This window comes from Dickeya chrysanthemi NCPPB 402 (genome assembly GCF_000406105.1).
GTDB classification, from domain to species: domain Bacteria; phylum Pseudomonadota; class Gammaproteobacteria; order Enterobacterales; family Enterobacteriaceae; genus Dickeya; species Dickeya chrysanthemi.
Genome location: NZ_CM001974.1, coordinates 3,295,605 through 3,314,223 on the forward strand (window position 1 = coordinate 3,295,605; position 18,619 = coordinate 3,314,223).

Below are 18,619 nucleotides of genomic sequence, written 5' to 3' on the forward strand. Positions count from 1 at the left end.
TTTAGCACAGGCTTCAATATGCGCTACCACGTTGCCACGGCGCATTTGAAAAGTAAGCCAAAGAAAAATTACAGAATTACAAACAACATACTCAGATATGAGTATAAGTATATTACGCCTCTACAACCTTACAATAAATAGGTTTTTACGTGATGCGGATTGAGTTTTTGATTCTACGCCAATTCTCAAATCGCGAGCAGCCAGGGGCATAATTGACACATCGCAATTTAATCTCATTTCCAGGCGGATATCCAGCTTAGATTTTTGATCTAAAACAATTATTGGCGCAGATGTTAATAAATATCGTCTTTTATTTTACATCCAGTTGAATGTTAATTTAATGTAATCAGATGATTTCCAGTATGCCGTTAATAATATATTTTTTATTTTAGTGAAAAATAGCGTGAGTTGATCCCAAATATGTAATTTTTTAATTTATGCTCTTCTTGTTATTTTATTGTTACCCATTTGATTAAATATCTTTTCCTTTGGGATGCATTTTTGCGACAAAGTTCAAATATAAAAAAAGGCCACCAGTGGTGGCCAAACATGTCGAACTTTGAAGGTAATGACACACTATTTTTAGTGCCGAGCATCCCGATTAACGCGCCAACACGGATTTTACCGCATCGCCGATGTCTGCCAGGCTGCGTACTGTCTTAACGCCTGCGGCTTCCAGCGCGGCAAACTTGTCATCAGCCGTACCCTTGCCGCCGGCAATGATTGCACCGGCATGACCCATGCGTTTGCCTTTTGGCGCCGTTACCCCAGCGATGTAACCAACCACCGGCTTGGTAACATGTTCTTTGATGTAAGCCGCCGCTTCTTCTTCCGCGGTACCGCCGATTTCACCGATCATCACGATAGCTTCGGTCTGCGGATCCTGTTCGAACAGCTTGAGAATATCAATGAAGTTAGAACCCGGAATCGGGTCACCGCCGATACCGACACAAGTAGACTGGCCCAAACCAGCGTCAGTGGTCTGTTTCACCGCTTCATAAGTCAGCGTACCGGAACGGGACACAATCCCTACTTTGCCCGGCAGGTGGATATGGCCCGGCATGATACCGATCTTACAGGCACCCGGCGTGATCACGCCTGGGCAGTTCGGGCCGATCATGCGCACGCCGCTCTGCTCCAGTTTCACTTTCACCGTCAACATATCCAGCGTCGGGATACCTTCGGTGATACAGATAATCAGCTGAATACCCGCATCAATGGCTTCCAGAATGGAATCTTTACAGAACGGTGCAGGCACATAGATAACCGATGCCGTCGCGCCGGTCGCTTCTACCGCTTCGCGCACGGTATTGAATACCGGCAGTCCCAGATGTGCTGTACCGCCTTTGCCCGGCGTTACGCCACCGACCATCTGCGTACCGTAGGCAATCGCCTGCTCAGAATGAAACGATCCCTGGCTGCCGGTAAAACCCTGACAGATGACCTTGGTATTTTTATCGATCAGAATGGACATTATTTACCCTCCACTGCAGCAACCACTTGCTGAGCCGCATCCGTCAGGCTGGTCGCAGCAATGATGTTCAAACCACTATCCGCCAGTTTTTGCGCCCCCAGTTCGGCATTATTACCTTCCAGACGCACGACAACCGGAACGTTAACACCCACTTCGGCTACCGCACCGATAATACCGTCGGCAATCAGGTCGCAACGCACGATGCCGCCGAAAATATTCACCAGTACCGCTTTCACCTTATCGTCGGACAGGATTATCTTGAACGCTTCGGTCACACGTTCTTTGGTTGCGCCGCCGCCCACGTCAAGGAAGTTGGCCGGTGCGCCGCCGTGCAGTTTCACGATGTCCATGGTGCCCATGGCCAGACCTGCGCCATTCACCATACAACCGATATTGCCGTCCAACGCGACATAGTTCAGTTCCCACTGTGCGGCATGCGCTTCGCGCGCATCTTCCTGAGAGTGGTCACGCATTTCACGCAGTTCCGGCTGGCGGAATAACGCGTTGCCGTCAGCACCCAGTTTGCCGTCCAGACAAATCAAATCGCCCTGTTTGGTGATAACCAATGGGTTAATTTCTACCAGCGCCAGATCGCGCTCCAGGAACAATGTCGCCAGTCCCATGAAAATTTTGGTGAACTGAGCAACCTGCTTGCCATTCAGACCCAGTTTGAACGCCAGCTCTCGCCCCTGATACGGCTGAGGCCCCGTCAACGGATCCAGTGCGACTTTATGAATCAGGTGCGGCGTTTCTTCGGCAACCTTCTCAATTTCAACACCGCCTTCGGTGGAAGCCATAAAGACAACACGACGAGTACCACGGTCGACGACCGCTCCCAGATAAAGTTCTTTATCAATATCCGTGGCGCCTTCCACCAGAATCTGATGAACCGGCTGACCATTGGCATCCGTTTGGTAAGTCACCAAACGTTTACCCAGCCAGTTTTCAGCGAAAGCACGAATTTCTTCTTTGCTGTTCACCAGTTTTACACCGCCGGCTTTACCGCGACCGCCGGCATGCACCTGACATTTCACGACCCATGGGCCGGCGCCAATCTTGGAGGCCGCTTCTTCCGCTTCGCGCGGTGTTGTGCAGGCGTAGCCGGTGGGTGCCGGTAAACCATACCGAGCAAAGAGCTGTTTTGCCTGATACTCATGTAAGTTCATGATGTTCTATCCATTTAAGTTTGAAGATAAGTCCAGAGACTCTCTGTCGTGGATAACGCCGCCGCACATGTGCAACGGCCTGCATAGCACATAAATAAAGGCGGCAGGGCGCAGGCCGGCCGCCTTCTACTACAACGGGTTAGACATCCAGCAGCAAACGAGCCGGGTCTTCCAGCATTTCTTTCACGGTAACCAGGAAACCGACCGATTCCCGTCCATCGATCAAACGATGGTCGTAAGACAGCGCCAGATACATCATCGGCAGGATCACAACCTGACCGTCAACGGCCATAGGACGATCTTTGATGGCATGCATCCCCAGAATCGCGCTCTGCGGCGGATTGATAATCGGGGTCGACATCAGCGAGCCAAACACGCCGCCGTTAGTGATGGTGAAGTTGCCGCCGGTCAGCTCTTCGACGGTCAGCTTGCCGTCACGACCTTTCACCGCCAGTTCTTTGATTTTCTTCTCGATCTCAGCCATACCCAGCAGGTCGACATCTTTCAGCACCGGTGTAACCAGGCCGCGCGGAGTAGACACGGCGATACTGACGTCGAAGTAGTTGTGGTAAACCACATCTTCGCCATCAATAGATGCATTCACTTCCGGATAACGTTTCAGTGCTTCTACAACCGCTTTGATATAGAAGGACATGAAACCCAGACGAACGCCATGACGTTTTTCAAACGCCTCACCGTATTGCTTGCGCAGGTCCATGATCGGTTGCATGTTGACTTCATTAAACGTAGTCAACATCGCGGTATTGTTTTTCGCTTCCAGCAGACGCTCAGCAACGCGTTTGCGCAAACGGGTCATCGGAACGCGTTTCTCGCTGCGGCTCGCCAAGGCCGGAGCAGGCTGCGCCGACGCAGCGGCAGGTGCCTCAGCCGGCTTAGCCGCCGACTTCTGCCCTGCCAGGTGTTTTTCCACATCTTCGCGAGTAATACGCCCGCCGACGCCGCTGCCTTTAATCGCCGAGGCATCCAGATCATGTTCAGCAATCAGGCGACGAATAGCCGGGCTCAAGGCGTCGTTATTCTCATCTTCCAACCCGGCGGTGTGGCGCTGTGCCGGAGTAGACTCTTTGCTTTGTGCTTTTTCGCTGGTTTCTTTGCCGGAATTATCACCAGGACGCAGACGCCCCAACACCTGGCGTGATGTCACCGTCGCGCCTTCAGCTTCCAGCACCGCTTCCAATACGCCCGCTTCAAGCGCAGGCACTTCCAGTACCACTTTGTCGGTTTCAATCTCAACCAGCACTTCATCACGCTGGACGCTATCGCCCGGTTTCTTGTGCCAGGTAGCAACTGTCGCGTCAGCTACGGATTCCGGCAGGTCAGGGACAAGAATATCTACGCTACTCATTATCTATCCTTATTCATTTAATTAACGTTCAGCGCGTCATCAACCAGAGCTTGTTGTTGTTTCTGGTGTACGGACATATAGCCAACGGCGGGTGAGGCAGAGGCCGGGCGACCGGCATACCGCAACGATGCGCCAAAAGGAATCACCTCACGGAAGTGGTGCTGACTGCAATACCATGCGCCTTGGTTCAGCGGCTCTTCCTGGCACCAGACAAAATCATGTACGTGAGCGAACGGCTCCAGCGCAGCCTGTACCGCCTGATGCGGGAACGGATATAGCTGTTCGATACGTACTATCGCCACATCGTTCTGTTCATTCTTACGACGCTGCTCCAGCAAATCATAGTAGACCTTGCCGGAGCACAGCACGACGCGCTTCACTGCTTTTGGATCCAGTTGGTCGATTTCCCCTATCGCTGGCTGGAACTGCCCATTAGCCAGCTCATCCAGCGTAGACGTCGCCAGCGGATGGCGCAGCAACGATTTCGGCGACATGACCACTAACGGGCGACGCATACCGCGCAACGCCTGACGGCGCAACATGTGGTAAACCTGTGCCGGTGTTGACGGAACGCAAACCTGCATATTCTGTTCCGCGCACAATTGCAAATAGCGCTCCAGACGTGCGGAGGAGTGCTCCGGTCCCTGACCTTCGTAACCGTGCGGCAGCAACATGACCAGCCCGCACATACGGCCCCACTTCTGCTCGCCGGAGCTAATGAACTGGTCAATCACAACCTGCGCGCCGTTAGCGAAGTCACCAAACTGCGCTTCCCAAATGGTGAGCGTACGCGGCTCGGCAGTCGCATAACCGTATTCAAACGCCAGCACGGCTTCTTCAGACAGCACCGAGTCCCAGACATTGAAGACGCCCTGAGCATTATGAACGTGCATCAACGGCGTATAGGTGGAACCGCCCTTCTGGTTATGCACCACAGCATGACGATGGAAGAAGGTGCCGCGCCCGGCATCTTCACCGGATAAACGCACCGGGATGCCTTCATCCACCAGCGTAGCGTATGCCAGGGTTTCCGCTCCGCCCCAGTCAAACGCCTTTTCTCCCGCCGCCATTTCAGCACGGTCGTTATAAATCTTGGCGACGCGTGGTTGCATTTCCAGCGCTTCCGGCACTTCGCTGATACGTCGCGCCAGTTCCTGTAAACGCTTGGTTTCAACTTTATGCGGATAAGGCTCGTCCCACTCATGGTTGAGATAAGACATCCAGGTGAAAGAATGCATATCCATCGGACGCCACTCGTCTACCACGCATTCGCCGGCATCCAGCGCATCGCGATAAAGATTAACCATCTCGGTAGCGTCTTCCAGCGTCGCCACTTTTTGCTGTTCCAGACGATCGGCATAAATTTTGCGAGGGGTCGGATGCTTTTTGATTTTCTGGTACATCACCGGCTGGGTAGCGCTCGGTTCGTCGGCTTCGTTATGGCCATGACGGCGGTAGCACACCAGATCGATGAAAACATCACGCTGGAAGGTGTTGCGGAAATCCAACGCCAGACGGGTAACAAACGCTACCGCTTCCGGGTCGTCAGCATTGACGTGGAAGATCGGTGCCTGCACCATCTTACCGATGTCAGTACAATATTCGGTGGAACGTGCATCGCGAGGGTTGGAAGTGGTAAAACCAACCTGGTTATTGATGACGATACGAATAGTGCCGCCGACTTCATATCCACGCGCCTTGGACATGTTCAGGGTTTCCTGCACCACACCCTGACCGGTAATCGCCGCATCGCCATGAATCGTAATCGGCAATACCAGAGAACTGCTGGGATTATCCAGACGATCGATACGAGCCCGCACCGACCCGATCACGACCGGGCTGACAATTTCCAGATGCGAGGGGTTGAACGCCAACGCCAGATGGACTTTGCCGCCTTCAGTTTCCATATCCGATGAGAAGCCCTGATGGTACTTCACATCGCCAGTGCCAAGGTGATCTTTGTGCTTACCGGAAAACTCGTCGAACAAGTCCTGGGATTTTTTCCCCATCACGTTCACCAGCACGTTGAGACGCCCACGGTGGGCCATCCCTACGACCACTTCACGCGTACCATTCTTACCCGCGTGACGGATAATTTCCTTCAGCATTGGGATCAGCGCATCGCCGCCTTCCAGCGAGAAACGCTTGGCGCCGGGGAACTTGGCGCCCAGATAGCGCTCCAGCCCTTCGGCAGCGGTCAGTTCTTTCAGGAAACGTTTTCTTTCTTCAACGGTAAAACTCGGCTGCCCCACCACTGATTCAATACGCTGCTGAATCCAGCGTTTTTCCTCAGTATTGGTGATGTGCATGTATTCCGCGCCGATCGAACCACAGTAAGTCTGCTTAAGCGCAGCATACAGCTCGCCGAGCGGCATCGTTTCTTTACCGATGGCAAACGAGCCAACGTTAAAGGTCTCTTTCAGATCATCGTCCGTCAGATTGTGGTAAGCCAGGTCAAGATCCGCTACACGATCCTGCTTCCACAACCCCAACGGATCAAGATTGGCGTGCTGATGCCCACGGAAACGGAATGCGTTAATCAGCTGCAATACTTTGACTTGCTTGGCATCACTGTCAGGATCAGTAATGGAAGAAGTGTAACGCGATGCATCTTTCGCCAGACGGCGAAAATAATCGCGGGTTTTGGAGTGAAGTTGATCCGGTTTAACCCCAGTGGTAGGAAGTTGTTGAAAAATCGAACGCCAGCTGTGATCGACAGAGTCAGGGTCGGTTAAAAAATCTTCATAGAGCTGCTCTATGTAGGACTGGTTCGCGCCCGCCAGATAGGAGGAATCCAGCCAGGCCTTCATTGCGCCGTTCTGCATTATGATCCCTTAAGCTAATAAGCTTCAGTTTTCGCCGTAGTTAACATGTCTTAATCTTGCCGTTATAAAACGGGTTGCCGTAAAAACGGTTCACTTGCTGTGCCTGATTTCGCACCATTTGGATATTCCTATCCCGAAGGAACCTTTAAAAAACGGTTCAGGCGCGCGAGCCGGTTTTTAAAGGTTTCCTGCCGTTCCCCCGCGTTGCTGCGGGGGAACATATTGACTATACCCGTCATACTTCAAGCTGCAGATGCGTTGGCTTTCCTCGCTCACCCCGGTCACTTACTTGTGTAAGCTCCCAGGGATTCGCTGTATCGTCGCCTTCCTGCAACTCGAACTATTTCGGCTATACATGCGTCTGAAAATCAGGCGCTACGCTGCAACAACATCGACTTGATATGCCCAATGGCACGCGTCGGGTTCAGCCCTTTCGGGCAAACGCTGACGCAGTTCATGATGCTGTGACAACGGAATACACTGAAAGCATCGTTCAGGTCATCCAGACGCGATTTCGTTTCCGTATCACGGCTATCGATCAGGAAACGGTAGGCAGCCAGCAGACCGGCAGGCCCGATAAACTTATCCGGGTTCCACCAGAACGACGGACAGGATGTAGAACAGCAAGCGCACATAATGCACTCATACAACCCGTCCAGTTTTTCCCGCTGCTGCGGCGATTGCAAATGCTCGCGAGCAGGCGGATTTTGCCCATTATTCAACAGGTAAGGCTTAATTTTCTCATATTGGGCGTAGAACTGCCCCATGTCTACCACCAAATCGCGCACCACCGGCAACCCCGGCAAGGGACGGATCACAATTTTGTTATTACCATTGCGTAGGGTGGATACTGGGGTGATACACGCCAAGCCATTCTTGCCATTCATGTTCAGGCCGTCGGAACCGCACACGCCTTCACGGCAGGAACGACGAAATGCCAGCGTCGGGTCCTGCTCTTTCAGGAGAATCAACGCATCCAACAGCATCATGTCGCGGCCTTCTTCCGCCTCCAGCGTATAGTCCTGCATGCGCGGGGCGCTATCGACATCCGGGTTGTAACGATAAATGGAAAATTCAACTTTCATCGCTTTATCTCCGCACAATTAATAGGTACGCACTTTCGGCGGGAACGCCGGACGCAGTTTAGGCTGCATGTTGACCTCACGGCGCGTCATGCTTTCGGTTTGCGGTTGATACAGCGAATGGCACAACCAATTTTCGTCATCACGATCAGGATAGTCGAATCGACTGTGGGCACCACGGCTTTCAGTACGGAAGTTTGCAGACACCGCGGTGGCATAAGCCGTTTCCATCAGGTTATCCAGCTCCAGGCATTCGATACGCTGGGTGTTGAACTCGCTTGATGTGTCGTCCAGACGGGCGTTTTTGAGACGTTCGCGAATCACTTTCAACTCGTCCAGCCCCTTCGCCATCGCATCGCCTTCGCGGAACACCGAGAAGTTGTTCTGCATACAAGACTGCAACGCTTTACGGATTTCTACCGGATCTTCACCGGAACGCGTGTTGTTCCAACGGTTAAGTCTGTCCAGCGAGGCTTCGATATCGGAATCGCCGGCATCACGGGTAACGCCTTGTTCAGCCAGAGACTCCTGCAGGTGCATACCGGCGGAACGACCGAATACCACCAAGTCCAGTAACGAGTTGCCGCCTAAACGGTTAGCACCGTGCACCGATACACAGGCGATTTCACCCACAGCGAACAGACCTGGGATCACCTCGTCCTCGCCCTTCTCGTTCACCGTCAGCGCTTGTCCCGTTACTTTGGTTGGGATACCGCCCATCATATAGTGGCAAGTCGGGATAACCGGAATCGGCTCTTTCACCGGGTCGACGTGGGCAAATGTACGAGACAGCTCCAGAATTCCCGGCAGACGAGACTCAAGCACCTCTTTGCCCAGGTGATCGAGTTTCAGCTTGGCATGCGGCCCCCAAGGACCATCACAGCCACGCCCCTCACGGATTTCAATCATGATGGAGCGAGCCACCACGTCACGCCCTGCCAGATCTTTAGCGTTAGGCGCATAGCGTTCCATAAAACGCTCACCGTGTTTGTTCAACAGGTAACCGCCCTCACCGCGGCAACCTTCGGTCACCAGCACACCGGCGCCGGCGATGCCGGTCGGGTGGAACTGCCACATTTCCATGTCCTGCACCGGTACACCGGCACGCAGCGCCATACCGACGCCGTCGCCGGTGTTGATGTGAGCATTGGTAGTGGATTGATAAATACGGCCGGCGCCGCCGGTTGCCAGCACCGTGGCACGGGCTTTGAAATAAACCACTTCGCCGGTTTCAATACAGATAGCCGTACAACCGACCACCGCGCCATCCTGGTTTTTCACCAGATCCAACGCATACCATTCGGAAAAAATGGTGGTGTGGTTTTTCAGGTTCTGCTGATACAGCGTATGCAACAGCGCATGGCCGGTACGGTCCGCCGCCGCCGCGGTACGGGCAGCCTGCTCGCCGCCGAAATTCTTGGACTGACCGCCGAACGGACGCTGATAAATGCGGCCATCATCCAGACGGGAGAACGGCAATCCCATATGTTCCAGTTCCAGAATCGCTTCCGGGCCTGTTTTACACATATATTCAATCGCGTCCTGGTCACCGATATAGTCGGAGCCTTTTACGGTGTCATACATGTGCCATTCCCAGTTATCCTCGTGGCTATTGCCTAGCGCTACCGTAATGCCGCCCTGAGCGGATACAGTATGAGAACGAGTCGGGAACACTTTTGATAATAAGGCGCAAGACAACCCCATTTGGGAAATCTGCAGCGCAGCGCGCATACCTGCACCGCCTGCACCGACAACAACGGCATCAAACTCTCTGACTGGCAAATTCATTACGCACCCCACACCACAACAGTTCCATAAATGACATACACCAACAACGCGACCACAATAGCCAGCTGTAAGGTCAGCCGAATAGCCAGCGGTTTGATGTAGTCAGTCAACACCTGCCACATCCCGATCCAGGCATGGACCAGAATGGCGAACAAAGTCAGCAGGGTGAACACCTTGGTGAGATGCATAGCGAAGAAACCACGCCAGACTTCATATGTGATGTGGCCGGCGCTGGCCACAAAACCAACGATATAAAGGATATACAGCACGATGACGATGGCAGAAGCGCGAATTAACAACCAATCGTGTACGCCATTACGCCCCAATGCGGAGGCATTGCTTACCATACGAGGACTCCAGCCAAAAGTGAAAGCACGACAGTAATGATGAAAGAGATTTTTGCAGAACGTGATCCCGCCTCGAAGTTCTCTTCGATGTAGCCGAAATCCATCAACAGATGACGCAGACCACCGACAATATGATAGGCCAGTGCGGTCAGAATGCCCCAGACAATGAATTTTACGATGAAGCCGCTCATGATGGCCGCTGCCTGAGCAAACCCTTCCTGCGAAGAGAGTGAAAGGCCCAACAGCCACAACAGAATACCCACAGCGACAAACGTAATAACGCCGGAGACACGGTGAAGAATAGATGCTATCGCGGTAACGGGGAACCGGATCGTCTGCAGATCCAGATTGACAGGTCTTTGTTTTTTCACGGGTTTGCCCACACAGCTTTTATTATTTTCTTCCTCCGGACCTGTTGTGGGGTCAGACAGTGTGGACGATGAGACGATGCTTGTCTCTGTCAATGCGCGACTGAATATGAATCCTTTATTTCACTCACACAAATCGATCACACTGGGTGCTCCTACTGCAGGGTATTCCGGAGACCTGGCGGCAGTATAGGCACTTCACATTCCCATTACAATTACCCTACAAACTGTTTGGGCACATTTGCCCTGAACAGTGATTGAGATCACGATTTTCACAATTTATATAAAATTAATTATCTGATTTGACAAATCTTCAACATTTAAATTACAACTAGGGCCCAAGAAACCCTATTGCCCTGTTAAAGCTCATCGGTAGCTCTTTCCCATTCACCAAAGTTATGTAACAGTGGGAAACAAAGTCCCCGGAAAAGTGATAAGTACTGGCTACACTTGTTAGAGTAGGACAGGGCTAAATACCCGAGCTGGGAGAGCAACGCGTTCATCCTGACAGTGGCTGCCTGACGATAGACGATATAATGGTCAACTCTGTACCCGATTCCATTTCCGATCACAGAGTGATGTCTGGTCTGTTTACTTTGTCCAGCGTGCGGGCATGACGGTATTTCTGCAGTGACGAATTTTTAAAATTAAAGCGCTAAGGAGACTGTAAATGGCTGATAAAAAAGCAACGCTTACGATAGACGGCAAAGAAGCGATTGAGCTGAATGTCTTGTCTGGTACGCTCGGCAACGATGAAATTGATATTCGTAGCCTTGGTTCTAAAGGTTATTTCACGTTTGACCCCGGTTTCACCTCCACCGCATCCTGCGAATCCAAAATCACTTACATTGACGGCGACGTGGGCGTACTGCTGCACCGCGGCTATCCGATTGCGCAACTGGCGGAAAAATCCAATTATCTGGAAGTCTGTTATATCCTGTTGTTCGGCGAAGCGCCGACGCAAGAACAGTATGACACCTTCAAGACCACCGTTACCCGTCACACGATGATTCACGAGCAGATCACCCGCTTGTTCCACGGCTTCCGTCGTGACTCTCATCCCATGGCGGTATTGTGCGGCGTAACGGGTGCGCTGGCGGCCTTCTACCATGATTCGCTGGACATCGGCAACGAGCGTCACCGTGAGATTGCCGCTTATCGTCTGCTGTCGAAAATGCCGACCGTCGCTGCGATGTGCTACAAATACTCTATCGGCCAGCCGTTTGTTTATCCGCGCAATGACCTGTCCTATGCCGGTAACTTCCTGCACATGATGTTCTCCACCCCGTGTGAGGAATATGTGGTGAATCCGGTATTGGAACGCGCGATGGACCGCATCCTGATCCTGCATGCCGACCATGAGCAAAACGCCTCCACCTCCACCGTACGTACCGCAGGCTCTTCCGGTGCCAACCCGTTCGCCTGTATCGCCGCCGGTATCGCGTCGCTATGGGGGCCGGCACACGGCGGCGCCAACGAGGCTTGTCTGCGTATGCTGGAAGAAATCAGCTCAGTGGAGCACATTCCGGCGTTCATTAAACGCGCTAAAGACAAGAACGACTCGTTCCGTCTAATGGGCTTCGGCCACCGTGTATATAAGAACTACGATCCGCGTGCGACGGTTATGCGTCAAACCTGTCACGAAGTGCTGAAAGAACTGGGCACCAAAGATGACCTGCTGGAAGTGGCGATGGAGCTGGAAAACATCGCGCTGAACGACCCGTACTTCATCGAGCGTAAACTCTACCCCAACGTAGACTTCTACTCCGGCATCATCCTGAAAGCCATGGGCATTCCGTCCACCATGTTCACGGTGATTTTCGCGATGGCGCGTACTGTTGGCTGGATTGCCCACTGGAGCGAAATGCACGGCGAAGGGCTGAAAATCGCCCGTCCGCGCCAGTTGTACACCGGTCATACCGAACGCAATTTCGAACCGGTTATCACCAAGCGCTAAATACTATTGCCGTTAATCGGAAAAGGTCGGGTTTTTACCCGACCTTTTTACTAATGGCACCGCTATTTCCTTGATGTTCAGGCACGTCATCTTCGTTAGCGTGCCGTAACCTGTATACCGTATTGGACGAAACTCTCCCTGAGTCGACGGGCAAAAAGCAGTGCATGCGCGTTATCGCCATGCAGGCAGACCGTTTCCGCCTGCACCGCAACCCAACTGCCATTGCCGGCACGAACCCGCTGACGCAACACCATTTCCAGCGTCTGAGCCAGCGCCAGCTCATCGCTGCTGATCACGGCAGAAGGCTGATCACGCGGCACCAGCGAACCATCCGCCTGATAGCTGCGGTCAGCGAACACCTCCTGGCGGGTTTTCAACCCGGCTCGTTTGCCGGCACGAGTCAACTCACTGCCCGCCAACCCGACCAGACACAATGACGAGTCAACTGCCGCGACGGCACGGGCAATCGCATCCGCCAGCGCGGGGTCACGCGCCGCCTGATTGTAAAGCATGCCATGTGGTTTAACATGAAACAGACGCGCACCTTCCGCCTTGACGATCGCCGCCAGTGCGCCAATCTGGTACAGCACCTGTGCATACACCGTTTCCGGCGGTACATTCATGGCCGTCCGGCCGAAGTTTTCACGATCGAAAAAACTCGGGTGAGCACCGATCGCCACGCCATACTGGATAGCCCAACGCACCGACTGGCGCATCAGACTGGCGTCTCCGGCATGGAAACCACAGGCGATGTTAGCGGAAGACACCAGCTGTAACAGCGCCTCGTCATGTTGCCCGCCTTCACCCAGGTCGGCGTTCAGGTCAATTACCATGTAACCTCCAGGCCAATTGATCCAGATAACGTTGCTGCTCCTGCCATGCTCGCTGAGCCTCATCCAGCGAACAGCGGATAAAGTGAACCGGCTCCCCTAAACGTAACTGCGCCATATTGTATAAATCGGCATCAATGACACAGCCAATACGCGGATAACCGCCAGTAGTCTGTGCATCGGCCATCAATACGATCGGTTTACCGTTATGCGGTACCTGAATAACCCCCGGCAGCAAGCCGTGCGACAACATTTCCCGCTGTTTTTCACGCTTCAACGTCGGCCCCAGCAGGCGGTAGCCCATGCGGTTACTCTGTGGGCTCAGATGCCAGCCGGTACGCCAGAAATCATCGCGCGCCTCTTCACTAAATTCCTGATATTCCGGCCCCGGCAATACTCGCACCCGGTTGCTGAACAGCAGTTGCTTAACGCCGACCGAACGGCTGGGTAAGCGCCGCGGCACGCCCAGCGGCAGCTCATCCCCCTCCGCCAGCGGGCGTCCTGCCAGCCCGCCGATCCCGGCAGTTAAATCGGTACTGCGGGATCCCAGCACTTCCGGCACCGCAATGCCCCCGGATACCGCCAGATAGCTGCGCATACCGTTGCGCGGTGAGCGCAGGCGTAGCGTCTGCCCCCGTTGTACGGCGAAACACCAGCCGGTCCACAACGTCTTGCCATCCAGCGCGGCATGGCAGTCCGCTCCGCTCAACGCAATCCAGCATGGCGTGGTAAACGTGACCACCAGTTGCCCTAATGTGATTTCCAGCGCCGCCGCGTTCTCATCATTGCCTACTAGCAAGTTAGCGAGTTTTAATGCCGGACTATCCAGCGCGCCGCACTGACTGATCCCCAACCGACGCCACCCCGGACGCCCGAGATCCTGCACGGTGGTCTGTAATCCTGCCCGGATAATCTTCAGCATATTCCCTCCCGCTGCGGTACGAAGCGTACCTGGTCCCCTGGCCTTAGCAACACAGGCGGCATTTGCGTCGGCTGAAACAGTGCCAGCGATGTCCGGCCAATCAGTTGCCAGCCGCCCGGCGTACTGAGTGGATAAATCCCGGTCTGATTGCCGCCAATCGCTACCGACCCGGCAGGCACTCGTACGCGCGGCTCGGCGCGGCGCGGTGTGGACAACGCCTCATCCAGCCCGCCGAGATAGGGAAACCCGGGCTGGAAACCAAGGAAATAGACGGTATAGCGCCCGGCGGCATGACGTTCCACCACCTGCTGCGGCGTCATGCCGCAATGTTCCGCCACGACCTTCAAATCCGGCCCCTGTTCGCCGCCATACATCACCGGAATGTTGACTTCACGTGGCTGCACCTCGAGGAAAGATTCACTCTCTTCCCACCAACGCTGCAACCGTTCAATGGCATCCAGCGCCTGCTGGTGCGGGTTGCTCAGCACCACCGTCAGGTTATTCATGCCGGGAATGACTTCACTGACCTCGTCATGTTCAGCCAACCGTTCCGCCAGCCCCCAGATCCGTTGCTGGCTTTCCAGCCGTAGCGGTGGTTCCAGCTCCAGCACTACCGCCCTCTCGCCCAATAAATAACAGCGTGCGCGTTGCATTCGTCCTCCCGCCAGTTGTTGTCTGCCTTAATCACGCACTCAAATCACGTACTCTCCCGCTATCGCATCATGCGTAGCATCGAGCCCGATTACGCCGGATTAGCAATATCGATGAATGTCACCTCAAAACCGTGTTGCGACGCCAGCCACTCGCCTAAGGCGCGGATACCGGCTCGCTCGGTCGCGTGATGCCCGGCGGCATAGAAATGCAACCCCATCTCACGGGCGGTATGAATGGTTTTCTCCGACACTTCGCCGGTGATGAAGGCGTCGACGCCGAAGTCCGCCGCCTGGTCGATAAAACCTTGTCCGCCGCCGGTACACCAGGCAACGCGCCGGATCTGCGCAGGTGCGTTATCGCCGCAATGCAGCACCGGTCGTTCCAGCACCGCCTCCAGCTTGCGGCGCAAATCGTCACCGCTGCAAGGCTGAGCCAGCTCGCCGTATGGCAACAGCGATTCAATTTCACCCAGTGTCCGAATGTCCAGCATCGCGGCCAGCCGGGCGTTGTTCCCCACGTCGGGATGAGCATCCAGCGGCAGGTGATAGCCATACAAATTGAGATCATTAACCAGCAGGGTTTTCAGACGCCGGCGTTTCATGCCGCGTACTACCGCAGGCTCGTTGCGCCAGAAATAGCCATGATGAACCAGCACGGCATCGGCCTGCTGCGCCACGGCGGCATCCAGCAATGCCTGACAAGCCGTCACGCCGGTAACGATGCGCCGAACCTCGCTGCGCCCTTCCACCTGTAACCCATTCGGGCCGTAATCCTGAAACGCCGCTACATTAAGAAAACCGTTAATCAGGCTTTCCAGTTCGGTATTACGCATAGCTTGTGCTCCTTGTATCTGTAGTGGCGATCATGCCGTTTCACTCTTTTTGGCGGCCTCGAATGCCGCCAGGGTGCGGGTGCGCGCTTGTTTATGGTCAACAATCGGCGCCGGATAATCAATGCGTCGGTGCTGGCGTATCGCCCAATCGTGAGGTTGATGCACGGCTTTCCCCGGAATCTGCGCCAGCTCCGGCACCCACCGTCGGATAAACTCACCTTCCGGGTCGAAACGTTCGCCCTGTGTGGTCGGATTAAAAATACGGAAATAAGGCGCGGCGTCGGTGCCGGTGGAAGCAGCCCACTGCCAGCCGCCGTTATTGGCCGCCAGATCGCCATCCAGTAAACGGCTCATAAAATAACGTTCGCCTGCACGCCAGTCGATCAACAGATCTTTCACCAGAAAACTGGCGCAAATCATACGTAGCCGGTTGTGCATCCAGCCGGTCTGGTTTAACTGGCGCATCGCCGCGTCAACGATGGGATACCCGGTTTCCCCTCGCTGCCACGCCGCCAGTTCGTCCGGCGCATGGCGCCAGACGACCTTACGCGTCCAGCCAATAAACGGCTGGTGCTTACACAGCGACGGGCTGAATACCAGCAGGTGGCGGTAAAACTCGCGCCACACCAGCTCGTTGAACCAGGTGAACGCACCGCTTTCCGGCCGGGCCAGCCAATCCGGGTGCTCCATTCGTAACCGATTGAAACACTGACGTGGCGACAAGATACCCAACGCTAAATACGGCGACAACTTGCTGGTAGCGGCCTGCGCGGGCAGATCACGTCGCTCATGGTAGAACGCCGCCTGTTCACGGCAAAACTGCCGCAGGCGTTGTAACGCGGCCGATTCGCCAACGGGAAAATCAGCATGAACATCGGCTTGCGGATAGTTGAACGGCGCCAGCGGCACGAGTGTGAACTCCCCCTGATGGCGGGCAACCGGCGCCGGCACCGAGCCGACATCCTGTTGTTGCAGACGTTTGATAAAGGCGGCGCGAAATGGGGTAAACACTTTGTACATGTCGCCGGAGCCGGTCACCACGCTGCCGGGCGGCAACAGCAGACTGTCGTCAAAAGCATAGCAATCGGTCACGCCTGCCAGCGCCTGTTCCAGTTGCTCATCACGCCGGCGCTCATTCCACTCGTACTGGCGGTTGTAAAACAGCCGCGTCACCTGATGCTCGCGGCAGAAAGCAGTCAGCCAGCGCACGCTGGCGGCAAAATCATCGCACTGGTGGTAGTGCAGTGGAATGCCTTTCTCCTGTAGCGCCTGTTGCAAACAGCGCAAATTACTCAGCAGGAAAGCCGCCTGACACGGCGCCATCTCATGGCTGGCCCACTGTTGCGGCATCGCGATAAACACCGCTTCAACCCGTGCTTCAGGATCCTGGCAAGCGGCGTGCAACGCCAGATTATCGGTAAGGCGTAAATCGTGACGAAACCAAACCAAATGTGTGGTCATGAACCATCCTTAACGTACTACTGAAAACAAGAACCAACTGAAAACAAGCAATAACTTAGTGGCCATAACGTAACCGCAACGCCTCTGGATAAGGATCGAAATAGCGCTGCTGCGATAACCAGTCATCCGGGTATTCCGTCATGTAGTGGCGCAGCAACGTCAGCGGCGCCAGCAGTGGCTGCACCCCCTGACGGTAGCGCTCGATCAATTGCGCCAGCTCTTGTCGTTGCCCGGCCGTCAATTGACGGCGGAAGTACCCTTGCACATGCATCAGCACATTGGTGTGATTGCGACGAGAAGCAGGACGCGACAGTAACCGCATCAAACGCAAGCGGTATTCCGCCGCAAATGCCTCCAGCGACGCCCACTGGTCCATCGCTGCAACAAACGGCCCCAGTTCGCGGTACGCCGGCTGTGAGTGCGCCAGCAATAACAACTTGTAGCGGCTATGGAAACGCATCAGTGCGCTACGGCTCAATCCTTTTTCCCATAACTGATTGAATTCATGAAGTGCATAAACACGCGTAATAAAGTTCTCGCGCAATAGCGGATCCTGCAAGCGACCATCCTCTTCCACCGGTAGCCACGGTAAGGTTTGCTGTAGTTGCCGGGTAAACAACCCTACCCCGCTTTTACGCGCGTTATTCTGCCCGGCCTCATACACTTTGACGCGTTCCATACCGCAACTGGGTGATTTGGCACAGACGATGTAACCGCACAGATGTGCCAGTTGCGCCGTTCTGGCCGCAGAGAACGCCGCCATGTTTTCCGTTACATCCAGCCCGGAACCATTGCTGGCAAGCAAACGGATCTCCCCCGAATCCGACTTCACTAACCGCAACGCCGGACGCGGCACCGGTAAACCAATCGCCATCTCCGGGCAGACCGGTTCAAAATGGAAATAAGGCGCCAACTGCTCAACAGCGAAAACCAGCCGTTTATGTCCGCCATCAAAACGTACCGGATTGCCCAGCAGACAGGCACTAATACCAACGGAAATCAGCTCGACTGTCATGATATCCCCTTGATTAAAAGAGAGTGCTATTGCCATAGCATAGCAGAGCGCACGATGACGCCGCAGAATACCGCAGTCAGATGATCAGCAAAAAACGGGGAACAGAGGACACGACGGCAACGGCGCAGAAAGGAATAACACCCGGCAAGCGACTTACCGGGACGGGGGGGAAATCAGTAAAAATACCCGGCGGCATGTTCCGATTGTTCCAGCCACACCGGTTTATCGCTGGTCTTAAGCCAGATGCGATGCAGGTAGCTATAAAAGCGGGAACGGCCTCGCCAGAACAGCATAATCGGCAACGCCAGCGTGCCCACCACCACCACGGCAGTACGGCGCAGTACGATGCGATACCAAGGATAGACAGCATAGGACATCATAATAACGCCTCCTGATGAAATGATTCTCTCTGGTTAAATCTTACACTCATCGGACCAGATGGCAACACAAAAAACGGCTGTTTTTTCATGGCCCTCAATAGGTTAATCAAAAGTTAAATTTTTGAGTTACGCAAGTTGCTTGCCGCAGCGTC

General features: G+C 54.4%; 16 protein-coding genes. 1 reads left to right on the plus strand and 15 read right to left on the minus strand.

The window, feature by feature from the left end:
* Nucleotides 1-601: 601 nt before the first annotated feature.
* The 8 genes from sucD to sdhC form a co-directional block, all read right to left on the minus strand.
* A complete protein-coding gene (gene sucD / locus DCH402_RS14435; RefSeq protein WP_040001914.1) occupies nucleotides 602-1,474 on the minus strand; it encodes a succinate--CoA ligase subunit alpha in 873 nt (290 codons plus the stop codon).
* Nucleotides 1,474-2,640, minus strand: a complete 1,167-nt coding sequence (gene sucC, locus DCH402_RS14440) for an ADP-forming succinate--CoA ligase subunit beta (protein WP_040001915.1) — start codon at nucleotides 2,638-2,640, stop codon at nucleotides 1,474-1,476. Before sucC ends, sucD begins: the two co-directional genes overlap by 1 nt.
* Nucleotides 2,641-2,779: 139 nt before the next feature.
* Entirely contained in the window at nucleotides 2,780-4,006 is a 1,227-nt protein-coding gene (gene odhB / locus DCH402_RS14445) for a 2-oxoglutarate dehydrogenase complex dihydrolipoyllysine-residue succinyltransferase (RefSeq protein WP_040001916.1), read from the minus strand.
* Between the two features lie 17 nt (nucleotides 4,007-4,023).
* Entirely contained in the window at nucleotides 4,024-6,831 is a 2,808-nt protein-coding gene (gene sucA, locus DCH402_RS14450; protein WP_027712716.1) for a 2-oxoglutarate dehydrogenase E1 component, read from the minus strand.
* 368 nt (nucleotides 6,832-7,199) lie between these two features.
* Entirely contained in the window at nucleotides 7,200-7,916 is a 717-nt protein-coding gene (locus DCH402_RS14455; RefSeq protein WP_040001917.1) for a succinate dehydrogenase iron-sulfur subunit, read from the minus strand.
* 18 nt (nucleotides 7,917-7,934) lie between these two features.
* Complete coding sequence (sdhA, locus tag DCH402_RS14460; protein WP_040001918.1) at nucleotides 7,935-9,701, minus strand: succinate dehydrogenase flavoprotein subunit; 1,767 nt, start codon at nucleotides 9,699-9,701, stop codon at nucleotides 7,935-7,937.
* Nucleotides 9,701-10,048 carry a succinate dehydrogenase membrane anchor subunit gene (gene sdhD, locus DCH402_RS14465; RefSeq protein WP_040001919.1) on the minus strand — a complete coding sequence of 116 codons (348 nt, stop codon included), beginning with the start codon at nucleotides 10,046-10,048 and terminating at the stop codon, nucleotides 9,701-9,703. Before sdhD ends, sdhA begins: the two co-directional genes overlap by 1 nt.
* Entirely contained in the window at nucleotides 10,042-10,431 is a 390-nt protein-coding gene (gene sdhC, locus DCH402_RS14470) for a succinate dehydrogenase cytochrome b556 subunit (protein WP_012770593.1), read from the minus strand. The genes sdhD and sdhC overlap by 7 nt, the downstream gene beginning before the upstream one ends.
* A gap of 655 nt (nucleotides 10,432-11,086) precedes the next feature.
* On the opposite strand from sdhC, the gene DCH402_RS14475 reads away from it, so the two are divergent.
* Entirely contained in the window at nucleotides 11,087-12,373 is a 1,287-nt protein-coding gene (locus DCH402_RS14475; RefSeq protein WP_027712719.1) for a citrate synthase, read from the plus strand.
* 95 nt (nucleotides 12,374-12,468) lie between these two features.
* On the opposite strand, the gene pxpA is transcribed toward DCH402_RS14475, so the two are convergent.
* The 7 genes from pxpA to DCH402_RS14510 all read right to left on the minus strand — a co-directional run bounded on the left by pxpA (nucleotide 12,469) and on the right by DCH402_RS14510 (nucleotide 18,467).
* Nucleotides 12,469-13,206 (minus strand): 5-oxoprolinase subunit PxpA, encoded by a 738-nt coding sequence (gene pxpA, locus DCH402_RS14480; protein WP_040001920.1) that lies wholly within the window; start codon nucleotides 13,204-13,206, stop codon nucleotides 12,469-12,471.
* The gene (pxpC, locus tag DCH402_RS14485) at nucleotides 13,196-14,125 is read right to left on the minus strand and encodes a 5-oxoprolinase subunit PxpC (RefSeq protein WP_040001921.1); all 930 of its coding nucleotides are present in this window, start codon (nucleotides 14,123-14,125) and stop codon (nucleotides 13,196-13,198) included. The genes pxpA and pxpC overlap by 11 nt, the downstream gene beginning before the upstream one ends.
* Nucleotides 14,119-14,778: a 5-oxoprolinase subunit PxpB gene (gene pxpB / locus DCH402_RS14490; RefSeq protein ID WP_040001922.1), complete on the minus strand. Its 660-nt coding sequence runs from the start codon at nucleotides 14,776-14,778 to the stop codon at nucleotides 14,119-14,121. Before pxpB ends, pxpC begins: the two co-directional genes overlap by 7 nt.
* A gap of 89 nt (nucleotides 14,779-14,867) precedes the next feature.
* On the minus strand, nucleotides 14,868-15,611 hold the full coding sequence (locus tag DCH402_RS14495; RefSeq protein ID WP_040001923.1) for a type 2 GTP cyclohydrolase I: 744 nt from the start codon (nucleotides 15,609-15,611) through the stop codon (nucleotides 14,868-14,870).
* Between the two features lie 30 nt (nucleotides 15,612-15,641).
* Nucleotides 15,642-17,072 carry a deoxyribodipyrimidine photo-lyase gene (gene phrB, locus DCH402_RS14500; protein ID WP_040001924.1) on the minus strand — a complete coding sequence of 477 codons (1,431 nt, stop codon included), beginning with the start codon at nucleotides 17,070-17,072 and terminating at the stop codon, nucleotides 15,642-15,644.
* A 55-nt stretch (nucleotides 17,073-17,127) separates the two neighbouring features.
* Entirely contained in the window at nucleotides 17,128-18,087 is a 960-nt protein-coding gene (locus tag DCH402_RS14505; RefSeq protein ID WP_040001925.1) for a YbgA family protein, read from the minus strand.
* A gap of 173 nt (nucleotides 18,088-18,260) precedes the next feature.
* Nucleotides 18,261-18,467 carry a YbfA family protein gene (locus tag DCH402_RS14510; protein ID WP_040001926.1) on the minus strand — a complete coding sequence of 69 codons (207 nt, stop codon included), beginning with the start codon at nucleotides 18,465-18,467 and terminating at the stop codon, nucleotides 18,261-18,263.
* Nucleotides 18,468-18,619 lie beyond the last annotated feature (152 nt).

Coding starts and splice junctions, on each gene's coding strand:
- sdhD (WP_040001919.1), bottom strand. CDS start 10,048: ATGGTAAGCAATGCCTCCGCATTGGGGCGTAATGGCGTACACGATTGG.
- DCH402_RS14455 (WP_040001917.1), bottom strand. CDS start 7,916: ATGAAAGTTGAATTTTCCATTTATCGTTACAACCCGGATGTCGATAGC.
- DCH402_RS14505 (WP_040001925.1), bottom strand. CDS start 18,087: ATGACAGTCGAGCTGATTTCCGTTGGTATTAGTGCCTGTCTGCTGGGC.
- sucA (WP_027712716.1), bottom strand. CDS start 6,831: ATGCAGAACGGCGCAATGAAGGCCTGGCTGGATTCCTCCTATCTGGCG.
- sdhA (WP_040001918.1), bottom strand. CDS start 9,701: ATGAATTTGCCAGTCAGAGAGTTTGATGCCGTTGTTGTCGGTGCAGGC.
- pxpB (WP_040001922.1), bottom strand. CDS start 14,778: ATGCAACGCGCACGCTGTTATTTATTGGGCGAGAGGGCGGTAGTGCTG.
- sucC (WP_040001915.1), bottom strand. CDS start 2,640: ATGAACTTACATGAGTATCAGGCAAAACAGCTCTTTGCTCGGTATGGT.
- odhB (WP_040001916.1), bottom strand. CDS start 4,006: ATGAGTAGCGTAGATATTCTTGTCCCTGACCTGCCGGAATCCGTAGCT.
- DCH402_RS14475 (WP_027712719.1), top strand. CDS start 11,087: ATGGCTGATAAAAAAGCAACGCTTACGATAGACGGCAAAGAAGCGATT.
- pxpC (WP_040001921.1), bottom strand. CDS start 14,125: ATGCTGAAGATTATCCGGGCAGGATTACAGACCACCGTGCAGGATCTC.
- DCH402_RS14495 (WP_040001923.1), bottom strand. CDS start 15,611: ATGCGTAATACCGAACTGGAAAGCCTGATTAACGGTTTTCTTAATGTA.
- DCH402_RS14510 (WP_040001926.1), bottom strand. CDS start 18,467: ATGATGTCCTATGCTGTCTATCCTTGGTATCGCATCGTACTGCGCCGT.
- pxpA (WP_040001920.1), bottom strand. CDS start 13,206: ATGGTAATTGACCTGAACGCCGACCTGGGTGAAGGCGGGCAACATGAC.
- sucD (WP_040001914.1), bottom strand. CDS start 1,474: ATGTCCATTCTGATCGATAAAAATACCAAGGTCATCTGTCAGGGTTTT.
- phrB (WP_040001924.1), bottom strand. CDS start 17,072: ATGACCACACATTTGGTTTGGTTTCGTCACGATTTACGCCTTACCGAT.